This window comes from Pseudomonas sp. FP453, assembly GCF_030687495.1.
Lineage (GTDB): Bacteria > Pseudomonadota > Gammaproteobacteria > Pseudomonadales > Pseudomonadaceae > Aquipseudomonas.
This window is the reverse complement of record NZ_CP117435.1, coordinates 5168750-5183762: the sequence shown is the minus strand read 5'-3', so window position 1 is coordinate 5183762 and position 15013 is coordinate 5168750. Positions and strand designations below refer to the sequence as shown.

11 protein-coding genes and 2 pseudogenes are annotated in these 15013 nt (G+C 60.3%); 10 read left to right on the top strand and 3 right to left on the bottom strand.

All coding sequences use genetic code 11. The annotated features are described in order from the left end of the window. The first annotated feature begins 89 nt into the window (after nucleotides 1–89). The 8 genes from hmpA to PSH87_RS23535 all read left to right on the top strand — a co-directional run bounded on the left by hmpA (nucleotide 90) and on the right by PSH87_RS23535 (nucleotide 8874). A complete protein-coding gene (hmpA, locus tag PSH87_RS23570; protein ID WP_305431320.1) occupies nucleotides 90–1271 on the top strand; it encodes an NO-inducible flavohemoprotein in 1182 nt (393 codons plus the stop codon). Between the two features lie 228 nt (nucleotides 1272–1499). Beyond that, nucleotides 1500–2006 carry a disulfide bond formation protein B gene (locus PSH87_RS23565; protein ID WP_305431319.1) on the top strand — a complete coding sequence of 169 codons (507 nt, stop codon included), beginning with the start codon at nucleotides 1500–1502 and terminating at the stop codon, nucleotides 2004–2006. 794 nt (nucleotides 2007–2800) lie between these two features. Next, nucleotides 2801–3742: a ubiquinol oxidase subunit II gene (gene cyoA / locus PSH87_RS23560; RefSeq protein WP_026136523.1), complete on the top strand. Its 942-nt coding sequence runs from the start codon at nucleotides 2801–2803 to the stop codon at nucleotides 3740–3742. A 3-nt stretch (nucleotides 3743–3745) separates the two neighbouring features. Then, complete coding sequence (cyoB, locus tag PSH87_RS23555) at nucleotides 3746–5764, top strand: cytochrome o ubiquinol oxidase subunit I (protein ID WP_017734787.1); 2019 nt, start codon at nucleotides 3746–3748, stop codon at nucleotides 5762–5764. Between the two features lie 3 nt (nucleotides 5765–5767). Beyond that, nucleotides 5768–6394, top strand: a complete 627-nt coding sequence (locus PSH87_RS23550) for a cytochrome o ubiquinol oxidase subunit III (protein ID WP_017734786.1) — start codon at nucleotides 5768–5770, stop codon at nucleotides 6392–6394. Further along, complete coding sequence (gene cyoD, locus PSH87_RS23545) at nucleotides 6394–6735, top strand: cytochrome o ubiquinol oxidase subunit IV (RefSeq protein WP_017734785.1); 342 nt, start codon at nucleotides 6394–6396, stop codon at nucleotides 6733–6735. The genes PSH87_RS23550 and cyoD overlap by 1 nt, the downstream gene beginning before the upstream one ends. Nucleotides 6736–6746: 11 nt before the next feature. Further along, on the top strand, nucleotides 6747–7634 hold the full coding sequence (gene cyoE / locus PSH87_RS23540; protein ID WP_003194050.1) for a heme o synthase: 888 nt from the start codon (nucleotides 6747–6749) through the stop codon (nucleotides 7632–7634). A 145-nt stretch (nucleotides 7635–7779) separates the two neighbouring features. After that, nucleotides 7780–8874 carry a pyridoxal phosphate-dependent aminotransferase gene (locus PSH87_RS23535; RefSeq protein WP_305431318.1) on the top strand — a complete coding sequence of 365 codons (1095 nt, stop codon included), beginning with the start codon at nucleotides 7780–7782 and terminating at the stop codon, nucleotides 8872–8874. 164 nt (nucleotides 8875–9038) lie between these two features. Here the strand turns inward: PSH87_RS23535 and PSH87_RS23530 are convergent, their stop codons facing one another. Both PSH87_RS23530 and PSH87_RS23525 read right to left on the bottom strand, forming a co-directional pair. Next, nucleotides 9039–9743: a hypothetical protein gene (locus tag PSH87_RS23530; protein WP_017734783.1), complete on the bottom strand. Its 705-nt coding sequence runs from the start codon at nucleotides 9741–9743 to the stop codon at nucleotides 9039–9041. Nucleotides 9744–9814: 71 nt separating this feature from the next. Next, nucleotides 9815–10318 (bottom strand): DUF6622 family protein, encoded by a 504-nt coding sequence (locus tag PSH87_RS23525; protein ID WP_305431316.1) that lies wholly within the window; start codon nucleotides 10316–10318, stop codon nucleotides 9815–9817. Nucleotides 10319–10520: 202 nt separating this feature from the next. Between PSH87_RS23525 and PSH87_RS23520 the strand changes: the two are divergent. Beyond that, nucleotides 10521–12543 (top strand): annotated as a pseudogene (locus tag PSH87_RS23520) (c-type cytochrome). On the opposite strand, the gene PSH87_RS23515 reads toward PSH87_RS23520, so the two are convergent. Next, nucleotides 12540–13790 (bottom strand): aspartate aminotransferase family protein, encoded by a 1251-nt coding sequence (locus tag PSH87_RS23515; RefSeq protein WP_305431315.1) that lies wholly within the window; start codon nucleotides 13788–13790, stop codon nucleotides 12540–12542. The pseudogene PSH87_RS23520 and the gene PSH87_RS23515 overlap by 4 nt on opposite strands. Nucleotides 13791–13976: 186 nt before the next feature. Here PSH87_RS23515 and PSH87_RS23510 point away from each other — a divergent pair. Next, nucleotides 13977–15004, top strand: a pseudogene (locus tag PSH87_RS23510) (amino acid ABC transporter substrate-binding protein). Nucleotides 15005–15013: the final 9 nt, after the last annotated feature.

Here is a 15013-nt window from a genome sequence, read left to right as displayed (position 1 = left end):
TATTCAAGTCATTGAAATATAAGGGTTTATAACTTGGCATGAATACTGATTAGGTAAAGGCAATCAGTAAAAAGACCCAGGAGTCTGCCATGCTTAGTGCCCAAGACCGTGCCATCGTCAAATCCACTGTGCCCCTGCTGGAAAGCGGCGGCGAAGCGCTGATCACCCATTTCTACCGCATGATGCTGTCCGAGTACCCCGAGGTGCGCCCGCTGTTCAACCAGGCCCACCAGGCCAGTGGCGACCAGCCGCGCGCGCTGGCCAATGGCGTGCTGATGTATGCGCGGCATATCGATCAGTTGGACCAGCTGGGCGACTTGGTGGCGAAGATCATCAACAAGCACGTGGCCTTGCAGATCCTGCCGGAGCATTACCCGATCGTCGGCGCGTGCCTGCTGCGCGCCATTTCCGAAGTGCTGGGCAGCGAGATTGCCACCCCTGAGGTGATGAGTGCCTGGGGCGCGGCCTATGGTCAGCTGGCGGATATCCTGATCGGTGCCGAAGCAGCCATCTACGACGAGAAAGCCCAGGCCCCCGGTGGCTGGCGCGGTGCGCGGGCGTTCACGCTGGTCAAGCGGGTGGAGGAGAGCGCCGAGATCATTTCCTTCTACTTTGCGCCGGTGGATAACGGCCCGATCCTGGCGGCGGCGCCGGGGCAGTACATCGGCATGAAGCTGGTGCTCGATGGCGAGGAAGTGCGCCGCAACTATTCCCTGTCGGCCTTGAGCGATGCCGGGCAGTACCGCATCAGCGTCAAGCGCGAGGCGGGTGGGCGGGTGTCGAACTATCTGCATGATCAAGTGCCGGTCGGCGCGACCATCGACTTGTTCCCGCCGTCGGGGGAATTCACCCTGGCCGCTGGCGACAAACCGCTGGTGTTGATCAGCGGCGGGGTGGGCATCACGCCAACCTTGCCGATGCTTGAAGCGGCGCTGGCGAGCGGGCGGCCGGTGCACTTTATCCACTGTGCGCGTAATGGCGGGGTGCATGCGTTCCGTGATTGGGTGGATGGCCTGGCGGCGAAGCACCCGCAGCTCCAGCGCTTTTATTGCTATGCCGAGGATGATGGCGTGAGCCCGGCGGCGGATAAGGTTGGGCTGTTGAGCCAGGAACAATTGGCGGCGTGGTTGCCTGAACAGCGCGACATCGATGCCTACTTCCTTGGGCCAAAAGGCTTTATGGGTGCGATCAAGCGCCACCTGAAGGCGTTGGGTGTGCCGGAGAAGCAAAGCCGGTATGAGTTCTTTGGCCCGGCTGCGGCGCTGGAATAACACGGTCAAAAAATGTGGGAGCTGGCTTGCCTGCGATAGCATTACCTCGGTTTACCTGAACCACCGAGGTGCCTGCATCGCAGGCAAGCCAGCTCCCACAAAAGCCCGGCTCCCACATTTTCGTTTTGCATTTCTCCAGATTAATCTCCTGTTAACCCCCTTCTGTTTAAACCTCTCTCTGTGTGTAAACTTGCGGCCATTGGCACGACCAGACAAAGGGAAACTGAGATGAGTGACGAATTGCGTTTAGGCAGGGAGCGGCGCTTTCTGGTGTTGCTGGGCATCATCTGCCTGGCGCTGATCGGCGGTGCGCTGTATATGCAGGTGGTGCTGGGCGAGGCACCGTGCCCGCTGTGCATCCTGCAACGCTATGCGCTGCTGCTGATCGCGATCTTCGCCTTCATCGGCGCGGCCATGCGCGGTAAAGGGGCGGTCACCCTGTTCGAAGGCCTGGTGGTGCTCAGCGCCCTCGGCGGCGTCGCAGCAGCCGGCCATCATGTGTACACCCAGTTCTTCCCCCAGGTCAGCTGTGGCATTGATGTGCTGCAGCCCATCGTCGACGACCTGCCCCTGGCCAAGGTGTTCCCCCTGGGCTTCCAGGTCGATGGTTTCTGCAGCACGCCGTACCCGCCGGTGCTGGGCCTGTCCCTGGCGCAATGGGCGCTGGTGGCGTTCGTGCTGACCGTGATCCTGGTGCCCCTGGGCATTTACCGTAACCGTCAACGCCAGGCCTGAACCCATCGGGCAAAACGCCCCGGTCTTCCTGAGGGAAGGCCGGGGGCGTTTTTGTTTGTAGGGTTTTGTGAAGGGAGCGTGACGCCGGACAATTACGGGTGCGCGCAGCGTGCGACATGTTGTCACACGGAAGCTGCCGCAGGACGTTTCCCGCTCGCGGATTGCCCCATTAAATTTGCCTAAAACGCGCAATTTGTGCTGTCAGTTCGTGGTCTGGGCGGGGCCGCGCACCTCACGCCGCCCAAGCCTTTGCGTGATGTCCGAATGCCTTGTTTTATGGGGACTTTGCTGCCTTTTGCATGCCCTTACAAGGCGTAAGGGCTGTGACAGATCCAGCAATAACACGGCAATTTTTGTGGTTTTTTGTTGAGAATCGAACACGATAAGATCGCGAACCTTTGCGGTTTTGGTGAAGGATTGTTGCTGGAATCGATAAAAATTATTTCTTTATAAGACATGGTTTATACATCGCTAGCTAACTACAATCGCCCGCACTGAATGTCCGGTGCTGTTCAATATTTGAGCACTGGAGCGGTCGAGGGGCAGATGGACGGCTCTGTGCGACCCCAAGGTTCCGGCAGCCTTTCAACTATCCGCACCAAATGGAATTGGTCTGTAACAAGGCCTTTAACCACGAAATCGAATAAGAACTCACCGCAGGTCCGTGAAACGCGCCGTTATGGCGTGATGGGCAGGCTCTTATTCAATCGAAGAGAAATGCCAACCCTTGGCAGGGTGAAGTGTTGGCGATCAAAACCCAACTGCATTGCGCAAGCTGCTTTAGAGGTCGTGAGATGAGTAAAAACAGGTACCCCCGATTACTAGGCTTTTTGCCGCTGATTGGCATGCTGTTAATGCTGGGAGGCTGCAAGTGGACCTTGATGGACCCTAAAGGACAGATCGGTCTGGATCAACGAAACCTGATCATCACCGCTACCCTGCTGATGCTGCTGGTCGTGGTCCCTGTGATCATCATGACCTTCGCCTTCGCCTGGAAATACCGCGCGTCGAACACCAGCGCGACCTACGCGCCGAAGTGGTCGCACTCCACCAAGATTGAAATCGCGGTGTGGCTGGTTCCGGTCCTCATCATCATCGCCCTGGGTTACATCACCTATAAGTCGACCCACGAGCTGGACCCGTACCGTCCGCTGGTCTCCGACGTCAAGCCGATCAACATCGAAGTGGTCGCGCTGGACTGGAAGTGGCTGTTCATCTACCCGGACCTGGGTATCGCCACCGTCAACGAGATCCAGTTCCCGGAGAACACCCCGCTTAACTTCCGGATCACCTCCGACGCCGTGATGAACTCGTTCTTCATCCCAGCCCTGGGCGGTCAGATCTACGCGATGGCAGGCATGCAGACTCGCCTGCACCTGATCGCCAACGAAAAAGCTGTAATGGAAGGCATCTCCGCGAACTACAGCGGCGCTGGCTTCACCGGCATGAAATTCAAAGCGATCTCGACAAGCCAGGAAGATTTCAACGCCTGGGTCGCCGAAGTCAAGGCCGCACCTAAACAGCTTGATCAAGCTGAATACGACGCCCTGACCAAACCAAGCCAGAACAACCCTGTCGCCCTGTACTCCACGTACGAGCCGGACCTGTTTCAGAAAATCGTCGACAAGTACGAAGGTATGAAGCCAGGCAAGCCGGTCAAGCACGAGAAGAAAGAAGTGGCCGCGGTTGAAGGTTCTGACACGGGCTCGCATTCAACTGCTGGGGCAGAGGAGTAAACGATGTTTGGTAAATTAAGTTGGGATGCGATCCCGTTCCACGAGCCGATTGTGATGATTACCATCGCCATGATCGCGCTGGGTGGTCTGGGGCTGTTTGCGGCAATCACTTATTTCAAGAAGTGGACCTACCTGTGGACCGAGTGGCTGACTTCGGTTGACCACAAGAAAATCGGTGTCATGTACATCATCGTGGCCATGGTCATGCTGCTGCGCGGCTTTGCCGACGCCATCATGATGCGTACCCAGCTGGCCATGGCCACCGAGGGTTCGCCTGGCTACCTGCCACCTGAACACTATGACCAGATCTTCACCGCCCACGGTGTGATCATGATCATCTTCATGGCGATGCCATTCTTCACCGGCCTGATGAACCTTGCAGTGCCGCTGCAGATCGGCGCGCGTGACGTTGCCTACCCGTTCCTGAACTCCCTGAGCTTCTGGCTGCTGGTGTCCGGCGTGGTGCTGATCAACGTATCCCTGGGCGTCGGCGAATTCGCCAAGACCGGTTGGGTTGCGTATCCGCCATTGTCGGGCCTGCAATACAGCCCTGGCGTGGGTGTGGACTACTACATCTGGGCCCTACAGCTATCAGGACTCGGGACGACGCTGACGGGGGTCAACTTCCTGGCCACCGTGCTGAAAATGCGCGCCCCTGGCATGAAACTGATGGACATGCCGATCTTCACCTGGACCTGCACCTGGGCCAACGTCCTGATCGTGGCTTCGTTCCCGATCCTGGCCGCCACCATGGCGCTGCTGTCGCTTGACCGTTACCTGGATTTCCACATTTTCACCAATGAACTTGGTGGCAATCCAATGATGTACGTGAACCTGTTCTGGGCATGGGGTCACCCTGAGGTGTACATCCTGATCCTGCCAGCGTTCGGTATCTTCTCCGAAGTGATCTCGACCTTTACCGGCAAGCGCCTGTTCGGTCACCACTCGATGGTTTACGCATCGGGCGCAATCTCTGTACTGGGCTTCATGGTTTGGCTGCACCACTTCTTCACCATGGGTTCGGGGGCCAGCGTCAACGCCTTCTTCGGCCTGGCGACGATGCTGATTTCCATCCCGACGGGGGTGAAGCTATTCAACTGGCTATTCACCATCTACCACGGTCGTCTGCGCATGACCAGCCAGGTTCTGTGGACCCTGGGCTTCATGGTGACCTTCGCCATCGGCGGCATGACTGGCGTACTGCTGGCCATCCCGGGTGCTGACTTCGTCCTGCACAACAGCCTGTTCGTGATCGCGCACTTCCATAACGTGATCATCGGTGGTGCGGTATTCGGTTACATCGCTGGTTTCAGCTTCTACTTCCCGAAAGCGTTCGGCTTCAAGCTGCACGAAGGCTGGGGCAAGGCTGCATTCTGGTTCTGGATCTCGGGCTTCTTCGTCGCGTTCATGCCGCTCTATGCACTGGGCTTCATGGGCATGACCCGTCGTCTGAACGCTACTACCAACCCTGAGTGGGTACCGTACCTGTACGTTGCCATGTTCGGTGCGATCATGATCGCGGTCGGTATCGCCTGCCAGCTGATCCAGCTGTACGTGAGTATCCGTGACCGTAAGCAGAACGCTTGCGACTCCGGCGACCCATGGAATGGCCACACCCTGGAATGGTCGACTTCGTCGCCACCACCGTTCTACAACTTCGCCGTGATCCCGACTGCGAACACCATTGATGCGTTCACCGAAGCCAAGGAAGACGGTACTGCGTACCAGAAGCCGGCCAAGTACGAACCGATCCACATGCCAAGCAACACCGCCACTGGCGTGGTGATGGGTGCGCTGTTGACCGTGTTCGGTTTCGCGATGATCTGGCACATCTGGTGGCTGGCAATCGCGAGCCTGGTTGGCACTATCGGTTACTTCATCGTTCACGCAGCCCGTGACGATCAAGGCTACATGGTGCCGGTCGAAGAGATCGAACGCATCGAAGCCGAGCAGCACGCTCGCCTGGTAGCCGAGAAGAAGATCCCGGCCAACCGTGTTGAAACCTCGTTGGAACAGGCTTAAACCATGTCGAACTTAGTGACCAATGCTGGACACGCCCATGTCGATGACCATGGGCACGATGACCATCACCACGACTCGGGGCCGATGACCGTTTTCGGTTTCTGGCTCTACCTGATGACCGACTGCATCTTGTTTGCGTCGATCTTCGCGGTGTACGCGGTACTGGTAAACAACGTAGCGGGTGGCCCGTCGGGCCACGACATCTTCGAACTGCCTTACGTGCTCGGTGAAACCGCCTTGCTGTTGTTCAGTTCGATCACCTACGGCTTCGCCATGTTGGCCTTCTACAAGGGCAACAAGAAAGGCGTACTGAGCTGGTTGGGCCTGACCTTCCTGTTCGGCCTGGGCTTCATCGGCATGGAGATCAACGAGTTCCACCTGCTGATCTCCGAAGGCTACGGTCCGCACCGTAGTGGCTTCCTGTCCGCGTTCTTCACGCTGGTAGGCACCCACGGTCTGCACGTAACGGCCGGCCTGCTGTGGATGGCGGTGATGATGTATCAGGTCAATAAACACGGCCTGACCAACACCAACAAGACTCGCCTGAGCTGCCTGAGCCTGTTCTGGCACTTCCTGGACGTGGTCTGGATCTGCGTCTTCACCGTTGTTTACCTGATGGGGACTCTGTAATGGCTAATGCACACTCCCATGACCATGACAGCCATGATTCGAGCCACGGCAGCGTCAAGTCGTACGCCATCGGCTTCATCCTGTCGGTAATCCTGACGCTCATCCCGTTTGGTCTGGTGATGTACCCGACCCTGCCGAAATCGATCACCTTGATGATCGTGCTGGCATTCGCGGTGATTCAGGTTCTGGTTCACCTGGTGTACTTCCTGCACCTGGATCGTTCCAAAGAGCAGCGCGATAACGTGATTGCGTTTGTGTTCGCAGGGTTGGTAATCCTGCTGCTGGTTGGCCTGTCGATATGGATCATGTTCAGCATCCATACGTTCATGATGGCGAAGTGAGGTAAGACCCGATGTCGCTTAAGCACTTTATCCAAATCACCAAACCGGGGATCATTTTCGGTAACGTGCTTTCTGTGGCGGGCGGTTTCTTCCTGGCCTCCAAGGGACATGTCGATCTGGCCATTTTCCTGGCTGCGATGATCGGTACGTCCCTGGTGGTTGCTTCCGGTTGCGTGTTCAACAACTGCATCGACCGTGACATCGATATCAAGATGGAGCGCACCAAGAATCGCGTGCTGGTCCAGGGCCTTATCTCCCTGAAACTGGCACTGATCTATGCGACCGTCCTCGGTGTTGCCGGCGTGGCGTTGTTGTACAAGGTGGCCAACCCGCTGGCGGCGCTGTTTGCCGTGATCGGGTTTGTCATCTACGTCGGCCTCTACAGCCTGTACCTCAAGCGCAAGTCGGTTCACGGCACGCTGGTGGGCAGTCTGTCGGGGGCGATGCCGCCGGTGATTGGTTATGTGGCTGTGACCAATAGCTTCGACATGGCCGCGCTGACGCTACTGGTGATGTTCAGCCTGTGGCAGATGCCGCACTCCTACGCCATTGCGATCTTCCGCTTCAATGACTACCTGGCTGCGTCGATTCCGGTTCTGCCGGTCAAGCGTGGCATCCAGGTGGCCAAGAAACACATCCTGCTGTACATCCTGGCCTTCCTTGTGGCGACCTTGATGTTGACCTTCAGTGGCTACGCCGGCATGAGCTACCTCGCCGTCGCTGCCGCCATGGGCATGTACTGGTTGTACATGGCCTGGACCGGCTACAAGGCGGTGGATGACACCGTCTGGGCGCGCAAGCTGTTCGTGTTCTCGATCTTCACCATCACCGCGCTCAGCGTGATGATGTCCCTGGATTTCCAAGTGCCGAAAGAGCTGTTGCTGACCTACGCTCACTGAGTGGTCCCGCAGTGAAAGAGCCCCGCCTTCGACAGAAGCGCGGGGCTTTTTCTTGGGCGCGCGGTTAAATCGGACTACGCTTTTCTCGTCATACCCCTCTGTACGAGTTGTGCGAATCCATCCCCGCCTTACAAGGAGTTACCCCATGGTCAGCGTTAGTCGTCGGTCCCTTCTCGCCGTGGGCGCTGCCCTGCCATTGTTGGGGCGCCTGGATTGGGCGGTGGCCAGCCCCAAGCCGGGCAAGGCGGACAAGGTGCGGCTCAACTACAACGAAAGCCCCTACGGCCCCTCAGGCGCGGCGCGTGAGGCGATGCAGCGCGGCATTGCCACGGCCGGGTTGTATCCCTACGGCCACATGTACGCGTTGGCCGGGCTGTTTGCCCAGCAGCAAGGGATTGCCGAGGACCAGGTGGCGGTGTTTGCCGGCTCCATGGCGGCCCTGCGCTTTGCGGTGCTGGCGTTCACCAACGAAAGCCGTGGCCTGGTGATGGCCACGCCGTCCTACGAAGTGCCGCGCCAGGCGGCCGAGTCGCGCAAGGCGCCGGTGCAGGAGGTCAGCCTCAACGCCGAACACGCCCACGACGTGCCCGCGATGCTGGCGGCCGATCCCCAGGCAGGCATGCTCTACCTGTGCAACCCCAACAACCCCACGGGCACCATGACCCCCACCGAATCGATCCGCCAGGCCCTTGCGAACAAACCCAAGGGCAGCGTGCTGGTGGTGGACGAGGCCTACATCGACTTCTCCGACGCCCCCAGCGTGATCAGTTGGGTCAAGGACCACGATGACCTGCTGGTGTTGCGCACTTTTTCGAAAATCTACGGCATGGCCGGCGCCCGTGTGGGCCTGGCGATCGGCCATCCGGCCTTGTTGGAACAACTGGCGGTGTTCGGCGGCGACAACGTCCCGGCCGGTTCCGGCCTGCTTGGTGCCAAGGCCAGCCTGGAAGACGTCAAGCTGCTGCCCCAGCGCAAGGCGCTCAATGCGCAACTGCGCGACGAGACCGTGGCCTGGCTGAAGGGGCGTGGTTTTACTTGCACCGTGTCGCAGAGCAACTGCTTCATGATTGACGTGAAGCAACCGGCCGAACAGGTCATCGAACGCTTGGCGGAGCAGGGCGTGATGGTCGGGCGGGTGTGGAAAAACTGGCCGCAGTGGGTGCGAGTGACGGTGGGGAACAAGCAGGATATGCAGCGGTTTCGGCAGGCGTTTGAGGCGCAGGATGTGCGGGCTGTGTAATCCGCTACAAAAACAGATGTGGGAGCGGGCTTGTGTGGGAGCTGGCTTGTCGGGTCGCCGCATCGCTGCGATGCGGACACCTCGGTACATCAGTTGCACTGAGGTGATGCCATCGCAGGCAAGCCAGCTCCCACATTGGGTTCAACAGTGTTGCGGGCTAAGCGTTACTGCTGCGCGATGCTGTAACCCTCAAACGCACTCTGCTGCTGCAGCGCAGCAATCACCGTCTTGCGGCTGAGCGGCTGCTCGGCGCCGGTGTTGTCCACAAAGCTTTCCACTTCCAGCTCGGCTTCATCGCCTTCACCGACAAAGCTGAAACCGAGGAATTCGAACGCCTCGCGATCAACGTTCAGCTTCGAGCGCGGTGTACGCAATGGCAGGGTGACGCTGATGCCGTCCTTGCTGATTACAAACACTTCGGCTTCTTTCTTCGGACGGGAGGCCTTGCTCTTGCCGGCGCTTGGGTTGCTGATGGCCTGGTGGCTCTGGTTCAGCACTTTCAACGCCAGGCCGTAGACCAGCTCCTGGAACTCGGGGTCGTCCTTGAAGCTGGACAGGATGCGGCTGATGGAGAACTTGCTGCTCAGGTCTTCCAGGGCAATGCTGTCGGCGGCTTCGGCGTCCTTGAGTTGCTTGAGCTGGCCCATCAGGTCGTAGGCTTTGTCATCGTCAAAGGCGTCGTGGGCCTGGCGGATGGCCACGCGCAGCTCGCGGATCTGGTCGCTTTCCTTGGAGGTGTGAAACGCATCCAGCACCATCTCGCTGATGATCTTGGCGGCGGGCACATGCTGTGAAAGATTGATGGCGTTTTCGTATTCAGCTTTGGATTGCAAGGCGACTACGGATTCTTCGTGGTGGGAATCAGACATTGAAATTTCACTACTTCAGTAAACGGGAGACAAAAAAGCGTCGCGCATTTTCAAGGCGTGGGGGGATCAGGTCAAGGCAGCACATTGCCCTCATCGCGGCGCAAGGCGGCAAGCGCCCGCTGCAGCGTGATGGCCCGCCCGCAAAACAGACCTACGGTAAATCCCGAGACCGCGCCGATGGCTGCCACCATGTCCGGTGTGCTCAGCAGCAACGGATGCACCGCCTGCTGGTAGCCGAAGTAATACTTCACGGCGAAGAACAACTGCGAGATCAGCAGGGTCTTCCAGGTGCCTGGCAGGACCAGGGTTTCGCCATGGGCGTCGAGGCGGGCGCCGTGGGCATTGAACAGCAGCATCCCCACCAGGCTGCCGACCACCGCGCCGCCGGCCCAGGCGCTGCTCGACAGCAGTGAAGGCGCCAGCGACATCAGCGACCACACCACCAGCACCACCGGCAGGATCAGCAGCGAGCGCCGATTCTCGCGCCCGCCCAGGCAGGCCTTGACGCCGTAGTAGCAAATCCACAGGTAAACCGCGTAAACCCAGAGGGGCGTGCCTTGGAGGATGTCGAGCATGGTGCGCTTCCGTGCGAGAGAGGTAAGCGCTGGATAGTCGTTGAGCCCTCGTCCTCTTGTCCATCGTTTTGCCCCTGACCCATATCAACCCCCCCCGCCGGTAAATCCGTTACAACAGCCAAAGCCTGATGAACCCATAAAAACGACAACTGACCTGCGCCGAGGGGACCACCCCAGGCCAGGTGATTAAAGGACTAACACGATGGCGCTTTCTCTTGCACGCCTGGCCATGCTGGGGGCGACGCTGTGTCTGGCGCTTCCCCTGCACGCCAACCCCGCCGACACCCCGCTGATCGAACACGGCAAGTACGTCGCGCAACTGGGCGACTGCATCGCCTGCCACACCGCCAAGCAAGGCCAGGTGATGGCGGGCGGGCTGGAACTGAGTACGCCGATGGGCAGGATCTTCTCCAGCAATATCACGCCCGACCGTGAAACCGGCATCGGCAACTACAGCTTCGAGCAATTCGACCGGGTCATGCGCGAAGGCGTTACGCCGAGCGGTAACCTGTACCCGGCGATGCCGTATCCGTCCTACGCGAAGATGAGCGAGGAGGATATGCGTGCCCTGTACGCCTACCTGATGCAAGGCGTCGAGCCGGTGCAGCAGGCCAACCTCGAAGCGGACATGGGTTTCCCGTTCAACCAGCGCCTGGGGCCTGGCGCTGTGGAATTTCGCCTTTCTCGATAAACGGCCGTTCGCACCTGACCCGACGCGGGATGCGTCGCTCAACCGTGGCGCCTACCTGGTCCAGGGCCTGGGCCATTGCGGTTCCTGTCACACGCCGCGCGGCATCGCCTTCCAGGAAAAAGTCCTGAGCGATGAAGGCAGCAGCGGCCAGCATTACCTGGCCGGTGAAACCGTCGAGCACTGGCGCGCCTTGAGCCTGCGCAACCTGTGGACCGTGGAAGACACCGTGCAATTGCTCAAGACCGGGCAAAACCGCTTCGCCACGGTCGCCGGCAACATGGCCGATGTGATTCACCACAGCACCCAGCACTTCAGCGATGACGACCTCACGGCCATCGCCCGCTACCTCAAATCCCTGCCGCCGGGCAAAGACGACCTGCCGATGCCGTCCGTGGCCCACGCACCTGCTGCGCCGCCGGCGGACCTGTTCACCAGCCGTGGTGGCCTGGGTTACATGCAGTTCTGCAGCGACTGCCATCGCAGCGACGGCGCAGGCGTCAAAGGCCTGTTCCCGCCACTGGCGGGCAACCCGAGCATTGCGTCCAGCAACCCGACGTCGCTGCTGCATATCACCCTCACCGGTTGGGAAACCGCGCAAACGGCCGCCCATCCACGGGTCTACACCATGCCCGGATTTGCCCGCCTGGCGGATCAGGAAATCGCCGAAATCCTCAGCTTTGTGCGCACGCGCTGGGGCAACGAGGGCACGCCCATCAGCGCCGCCCAGGTGAAAAAACTGCGCGAGCAACTCAACCCGGCCACCACCGATTCATCGGCGTTCGAAACCCCGCGCCTGGCCGACCTGCTCGCCGCGCCCAACGCCGACCAAGTGGTGCGGGGCATGCGCCTGCACCTGCAAACCAAGGCGCTGCTGCCCGACAACGTGGGCAATGCGCTCAATTGCACCAGTTGCCATCTCAACGCCGGCACCGTGGCGGACGGCTCGCCGTTTGTCGGCGTGTCGGCCTTCTTCCCCAGCTACGCCCCACGTGCCGGCAAGGTGGTGACCCTGGAAGAGCGCATCAACGGCTGCTTCCGCCGCTCGATGAACGGCAAGCCACTCGCGCCGCAATCGGCGGATATGCAAGCGATGGTCGCCTACTTCGACTGGATGAAAAACAACACCCGTCCCGAAGACAAAGTTGCCGGGCGTGGCGTGGGCAAGGTCGACCCGGCGATCAAGCCGGACTTGGCCAATGGCCAGGCGGTGTACGCCAAGCAATGCGCGGTGTGCCATGGCGACAACGGCCAGGGCCTGGCGCGCGCCGACGGTGAGCTGATCTACCCGCCGCTGTGGGGCGAGCAATCGTTCAATATCGGCGCCGGCATGGCTCGCACGTATACGGCGGCGGCGTTCGTCAAACGCAATATGCCGATTGGCTTCCATGAGCAATTTCCGCTGGGCCAGGGCGGTTTGTCCGACCAGGACGCGGTAGACGTGGCGGCCTACTTCTCGGGGCAACCGCGCCCGGACTTCCCGGACAAGGTCAAGGACTGGCCCAACGGCGGCAAGCCCGTGGATGCCCGCTACTAGGTCAACTGCCGCAGGCAGGCCTCGAGGATATCCAGGCCTTCCTCCAGCACCGCTGGCTCAATCGTCAGCGGTGCGAGCAAACGGATGATATGCCGCGACTTGCCGCTGGGCATCAGCAGCAAGCCGGCATCCCGCGCCAGGCCCAGCAATTGGGCTAGTTGCTGTGGGGCGGGCGTGCCGTCGGCGTGGGCCAATTCGATACCGCGCATGGCGCCGACACCGGTCATGCGGCCCAGGTAGGGTGACAGGCCTTGTGCCCGCCAGCGTGCATAGCGGCTGACGATGGCTTCTTCCTGTTGTGCACCCCAGCTTTTCAGGTGGTCATCGCTCATTGCGTCAAGGGTAGCCAAGGCCGCCGCGCACGCGATGGGGTTGCCGGAATAGGTGCCGCCCAGTCCGCCCTTGGGCAGGTTGTCGAGCAACGCTTGGCGCCCGACCACCGCGCCCAACGGCACGCCACCGGCGATGCTTTTACCGAGCAGGATCAGGTCCGGCTCGATACCCAACCGCGAGAAGGCAAAGCGCTGGCCAGTCCGGCCAAAGCCCGATTGGATTTCATCGGCAATCAGCAGGATGTTTTTCTCATCGCAGAAGCGCCGCAGGGCTTGGGCGAATTCCCTGTCCAGGGCGAGGAAACCGCCTTCGCCCTGCACCGGCTCGAGGATGAAACAGGCCACGTCATTGACGTCGATTTCCACGCTGAACAGGCGGTCCATGGCCTTCAGGGCTTCGGCGCAGGTCACGTCGTTATCGGCACTGGGATAGGGCAGGTGATACACAGGGCCGGGTAATACGCCGACCTTTTGCTTGTAGGGCGCCACCTTGCCATTGAGGTTCAGGGTGGCCAGGGTGCGGCCGTGAAAGGCGCCGTCAAACGCGACCACCGCCGTACGGCCAGTGGCGCCGCGTACGATCTTCAAGGCGTTTTCCGCCGCTTCCGCGCCGCTGTTGGTGAGCATGCCGCTGACCGGGTAATCCACCGGGATAAACGCGGTGAGACGTTCCATCAGCTCGATGTAAGGCGCGTGGGGCGCCGCGTTGAAGGCGTAGTGGGTCAACTTCGTCGCTTGCTCACGAATCGCATCCACCACGCCGGGGTGGCAATGGCCGAGGTTGAGCACGCCAATGCCGCCGACAAAATCGATATAGCGCTTGCCCGTGCTGTCCCAGACCTCGGCGTTCTTGCCGTGGCTGAGGGTGATGGGGTGGACGATGGAAATCGATTGGCTGATGGTTGCGCGGCTCATGAATCCTCGACTCGGCGGTGGCGGGCTTCTTTTTATCTAAGCTGCGCGCCGGGCCTGGGCACAAACGAAATAAAGTCGCCGGGTCATTCCAAATCGGAACGAGTTGTTGCCGAAAGGTCGTTTGTGGCAATGGGCTCACGGGACTGATACTGCCCGACCAATAAGAATCGACAGGGAGAGTTGCCCATGAAATACCTCAAGAACACCTTGGTCGCCATCGCCATCGCCTGCGCTTGGGCGGCGAGCGCCCAGGCGGGCGTGACCCTGGAGGCGATCCAGAAGAAAGGCTTTATCCAGTGCGGCGTCAGTGATGGCCTGCCGGGCTTTGGCGTGCCGGACAGCACGGGCAAGATGACCGGCATCGATGTGGACGTGTGCCATGCGGTCGCGGCGGCCGTGTTCGGCGATGCGTCAAAGGTGAAGTTCAGCCAGTTGACCGCCAAGGAGCGTTTCACTGCGTTGCAGTCCGGCGAAATCGACCTGATCTCGCGCAACACCACCTGGACCAGCTCCCGCGATGCGGGGCATGGGCCTGGTGTTCACCGGTGTGACCTACTACGACGGCATCGGCTTTCTGGTGAACAACAAGCTGGGGGTGACCGGGGCCAAGCAGTTGGATGGCGCCACCGTGTGCATCCAGGCGGGCACCACCACCGAGCTCAACGTCGCCGACTACTTCCTTCCGCACCCATGGCATGAAGTACACGCCGATCACCTTCGACACCGCCGATGAAAGCGCCAAGGGCCTTGAAGCCGGGCGCTGCGACGTGTTGACCACCGACCAGTCGGGCCTGTACGCCCAGCGCATCAAGATGGCTCACCCGGACGAGTTTGTGGTGTTGCCGGAGATTATCTCCAAGGAACCCCTGGGCCCGCTGGTACGCAAGGGCGATGACGAGTGGTTCAGCATCGTCAAGTGGACCCTGTTTGCCATGCTCAATGCCGAAGAAATGGGCATCACCTCGCAGAATGTCGAGGAACAGGCGAAGACCACCAAGAACCCGGACGTCGCCCGTTTGCTCGGCGCCGACGGCGAGTACGGCAAGGACCTCAAGCTGCGCAGGGATTGGGTGGTGCAGATCGTCAAGCAGGTGGGCAACTACGGCGAAGTGTTCGAGCGCAACATCGGCCAGGGCAGCGTGCTGAAGATCAAGCGCGGGCTCAATGCGCTGTGGAACAACGGCGGCATCCAGTACGCGCCGCCGGTCAGGTAAGTACTTGGG

What these genes read in the sequence shown, in the direction of transcription:
- cyoD (WP_017734785.1), top strand. Translation starts at nt 6,394, where the DNA reads ATGGCTAATGCACACTCCCATGACCATGACAGCCATGATTCGAGCCAC.
- PSH87_RS23535 (WP_305431318.1), top strand. Translation starts at nt 7,780, where the DNA reads ATGGTCAGCGTTAGTCGTCGGTCCCTTCTCGCCGTGGGCGCTGCCCTG.
- PSH87_RS23525 (WP_305431316.1), bottom strand. Translation starts at nt 10,318, where the DNA reads ATGCTCGACATCCTCCAAGGCACGCCCCTCTGGGTTTACGCGGTTTAC.
- cyoB (WP_017734787.1), top strand. Translation starts at nt 3,746, where the DNA reads ATGTTTGGTAAATTAAGTTGGGATGCGATCCCGTTCCACGAGCCGATT.
- cyoA (WP_026136523.1), top strand. Translation starts at nt 2,801, where the DNA reads ATGAGTAAAAACAGGTACCCCCGATTACTAGGCTTTTTGCCGCTGATT.
- hmpA (WP_305431320.1), top strand. Translation starts at nt 90, where the DNA reads ATGCTTAGTGCCCAAGACCGTGCCATCGTCAAATCCACTGTGCCCCTG.
- PSH87_RS23550 (WP_017734786.1), top strand. Translation starts at nt 5,768, where the DNA reads ATGTCGAACTTAGTGACCAATGCTGGACACGCCCATGTCGATGACCAT.
- PSH87_RS23530 (WP_017734783.1), bottom strand. Translation starts at nt 9,743, where the DNA reads ATGTCTGATTCCCACCACGAAGAATCCGTAGTCGCCTTGCAATCCAAA.
- PSH87_RS23515 (WP_305431315.1), bottom strand. Translation starts at nt 13,790, where the DNA reads ATGAGCCGCGCAACCATCAGCCAATCGATTTCCATCGTCCACCCCATC.
- PSH87_RS23565 (WP_305431319.1), top strand. Translation starts at nt 1,500, where the DNA reads ATGAGTGACGAATTGCGTTTAGGCAGGGAGCGGCGCTTTCTGGTGTTG.
- cyoE (WP_003194050.1), top strand. Translation starts at nt 6,747, where the DNA reads ATGTCGCTTAAGCACTTTATCCAAATCACCAAACCGGGGATCATTTTC.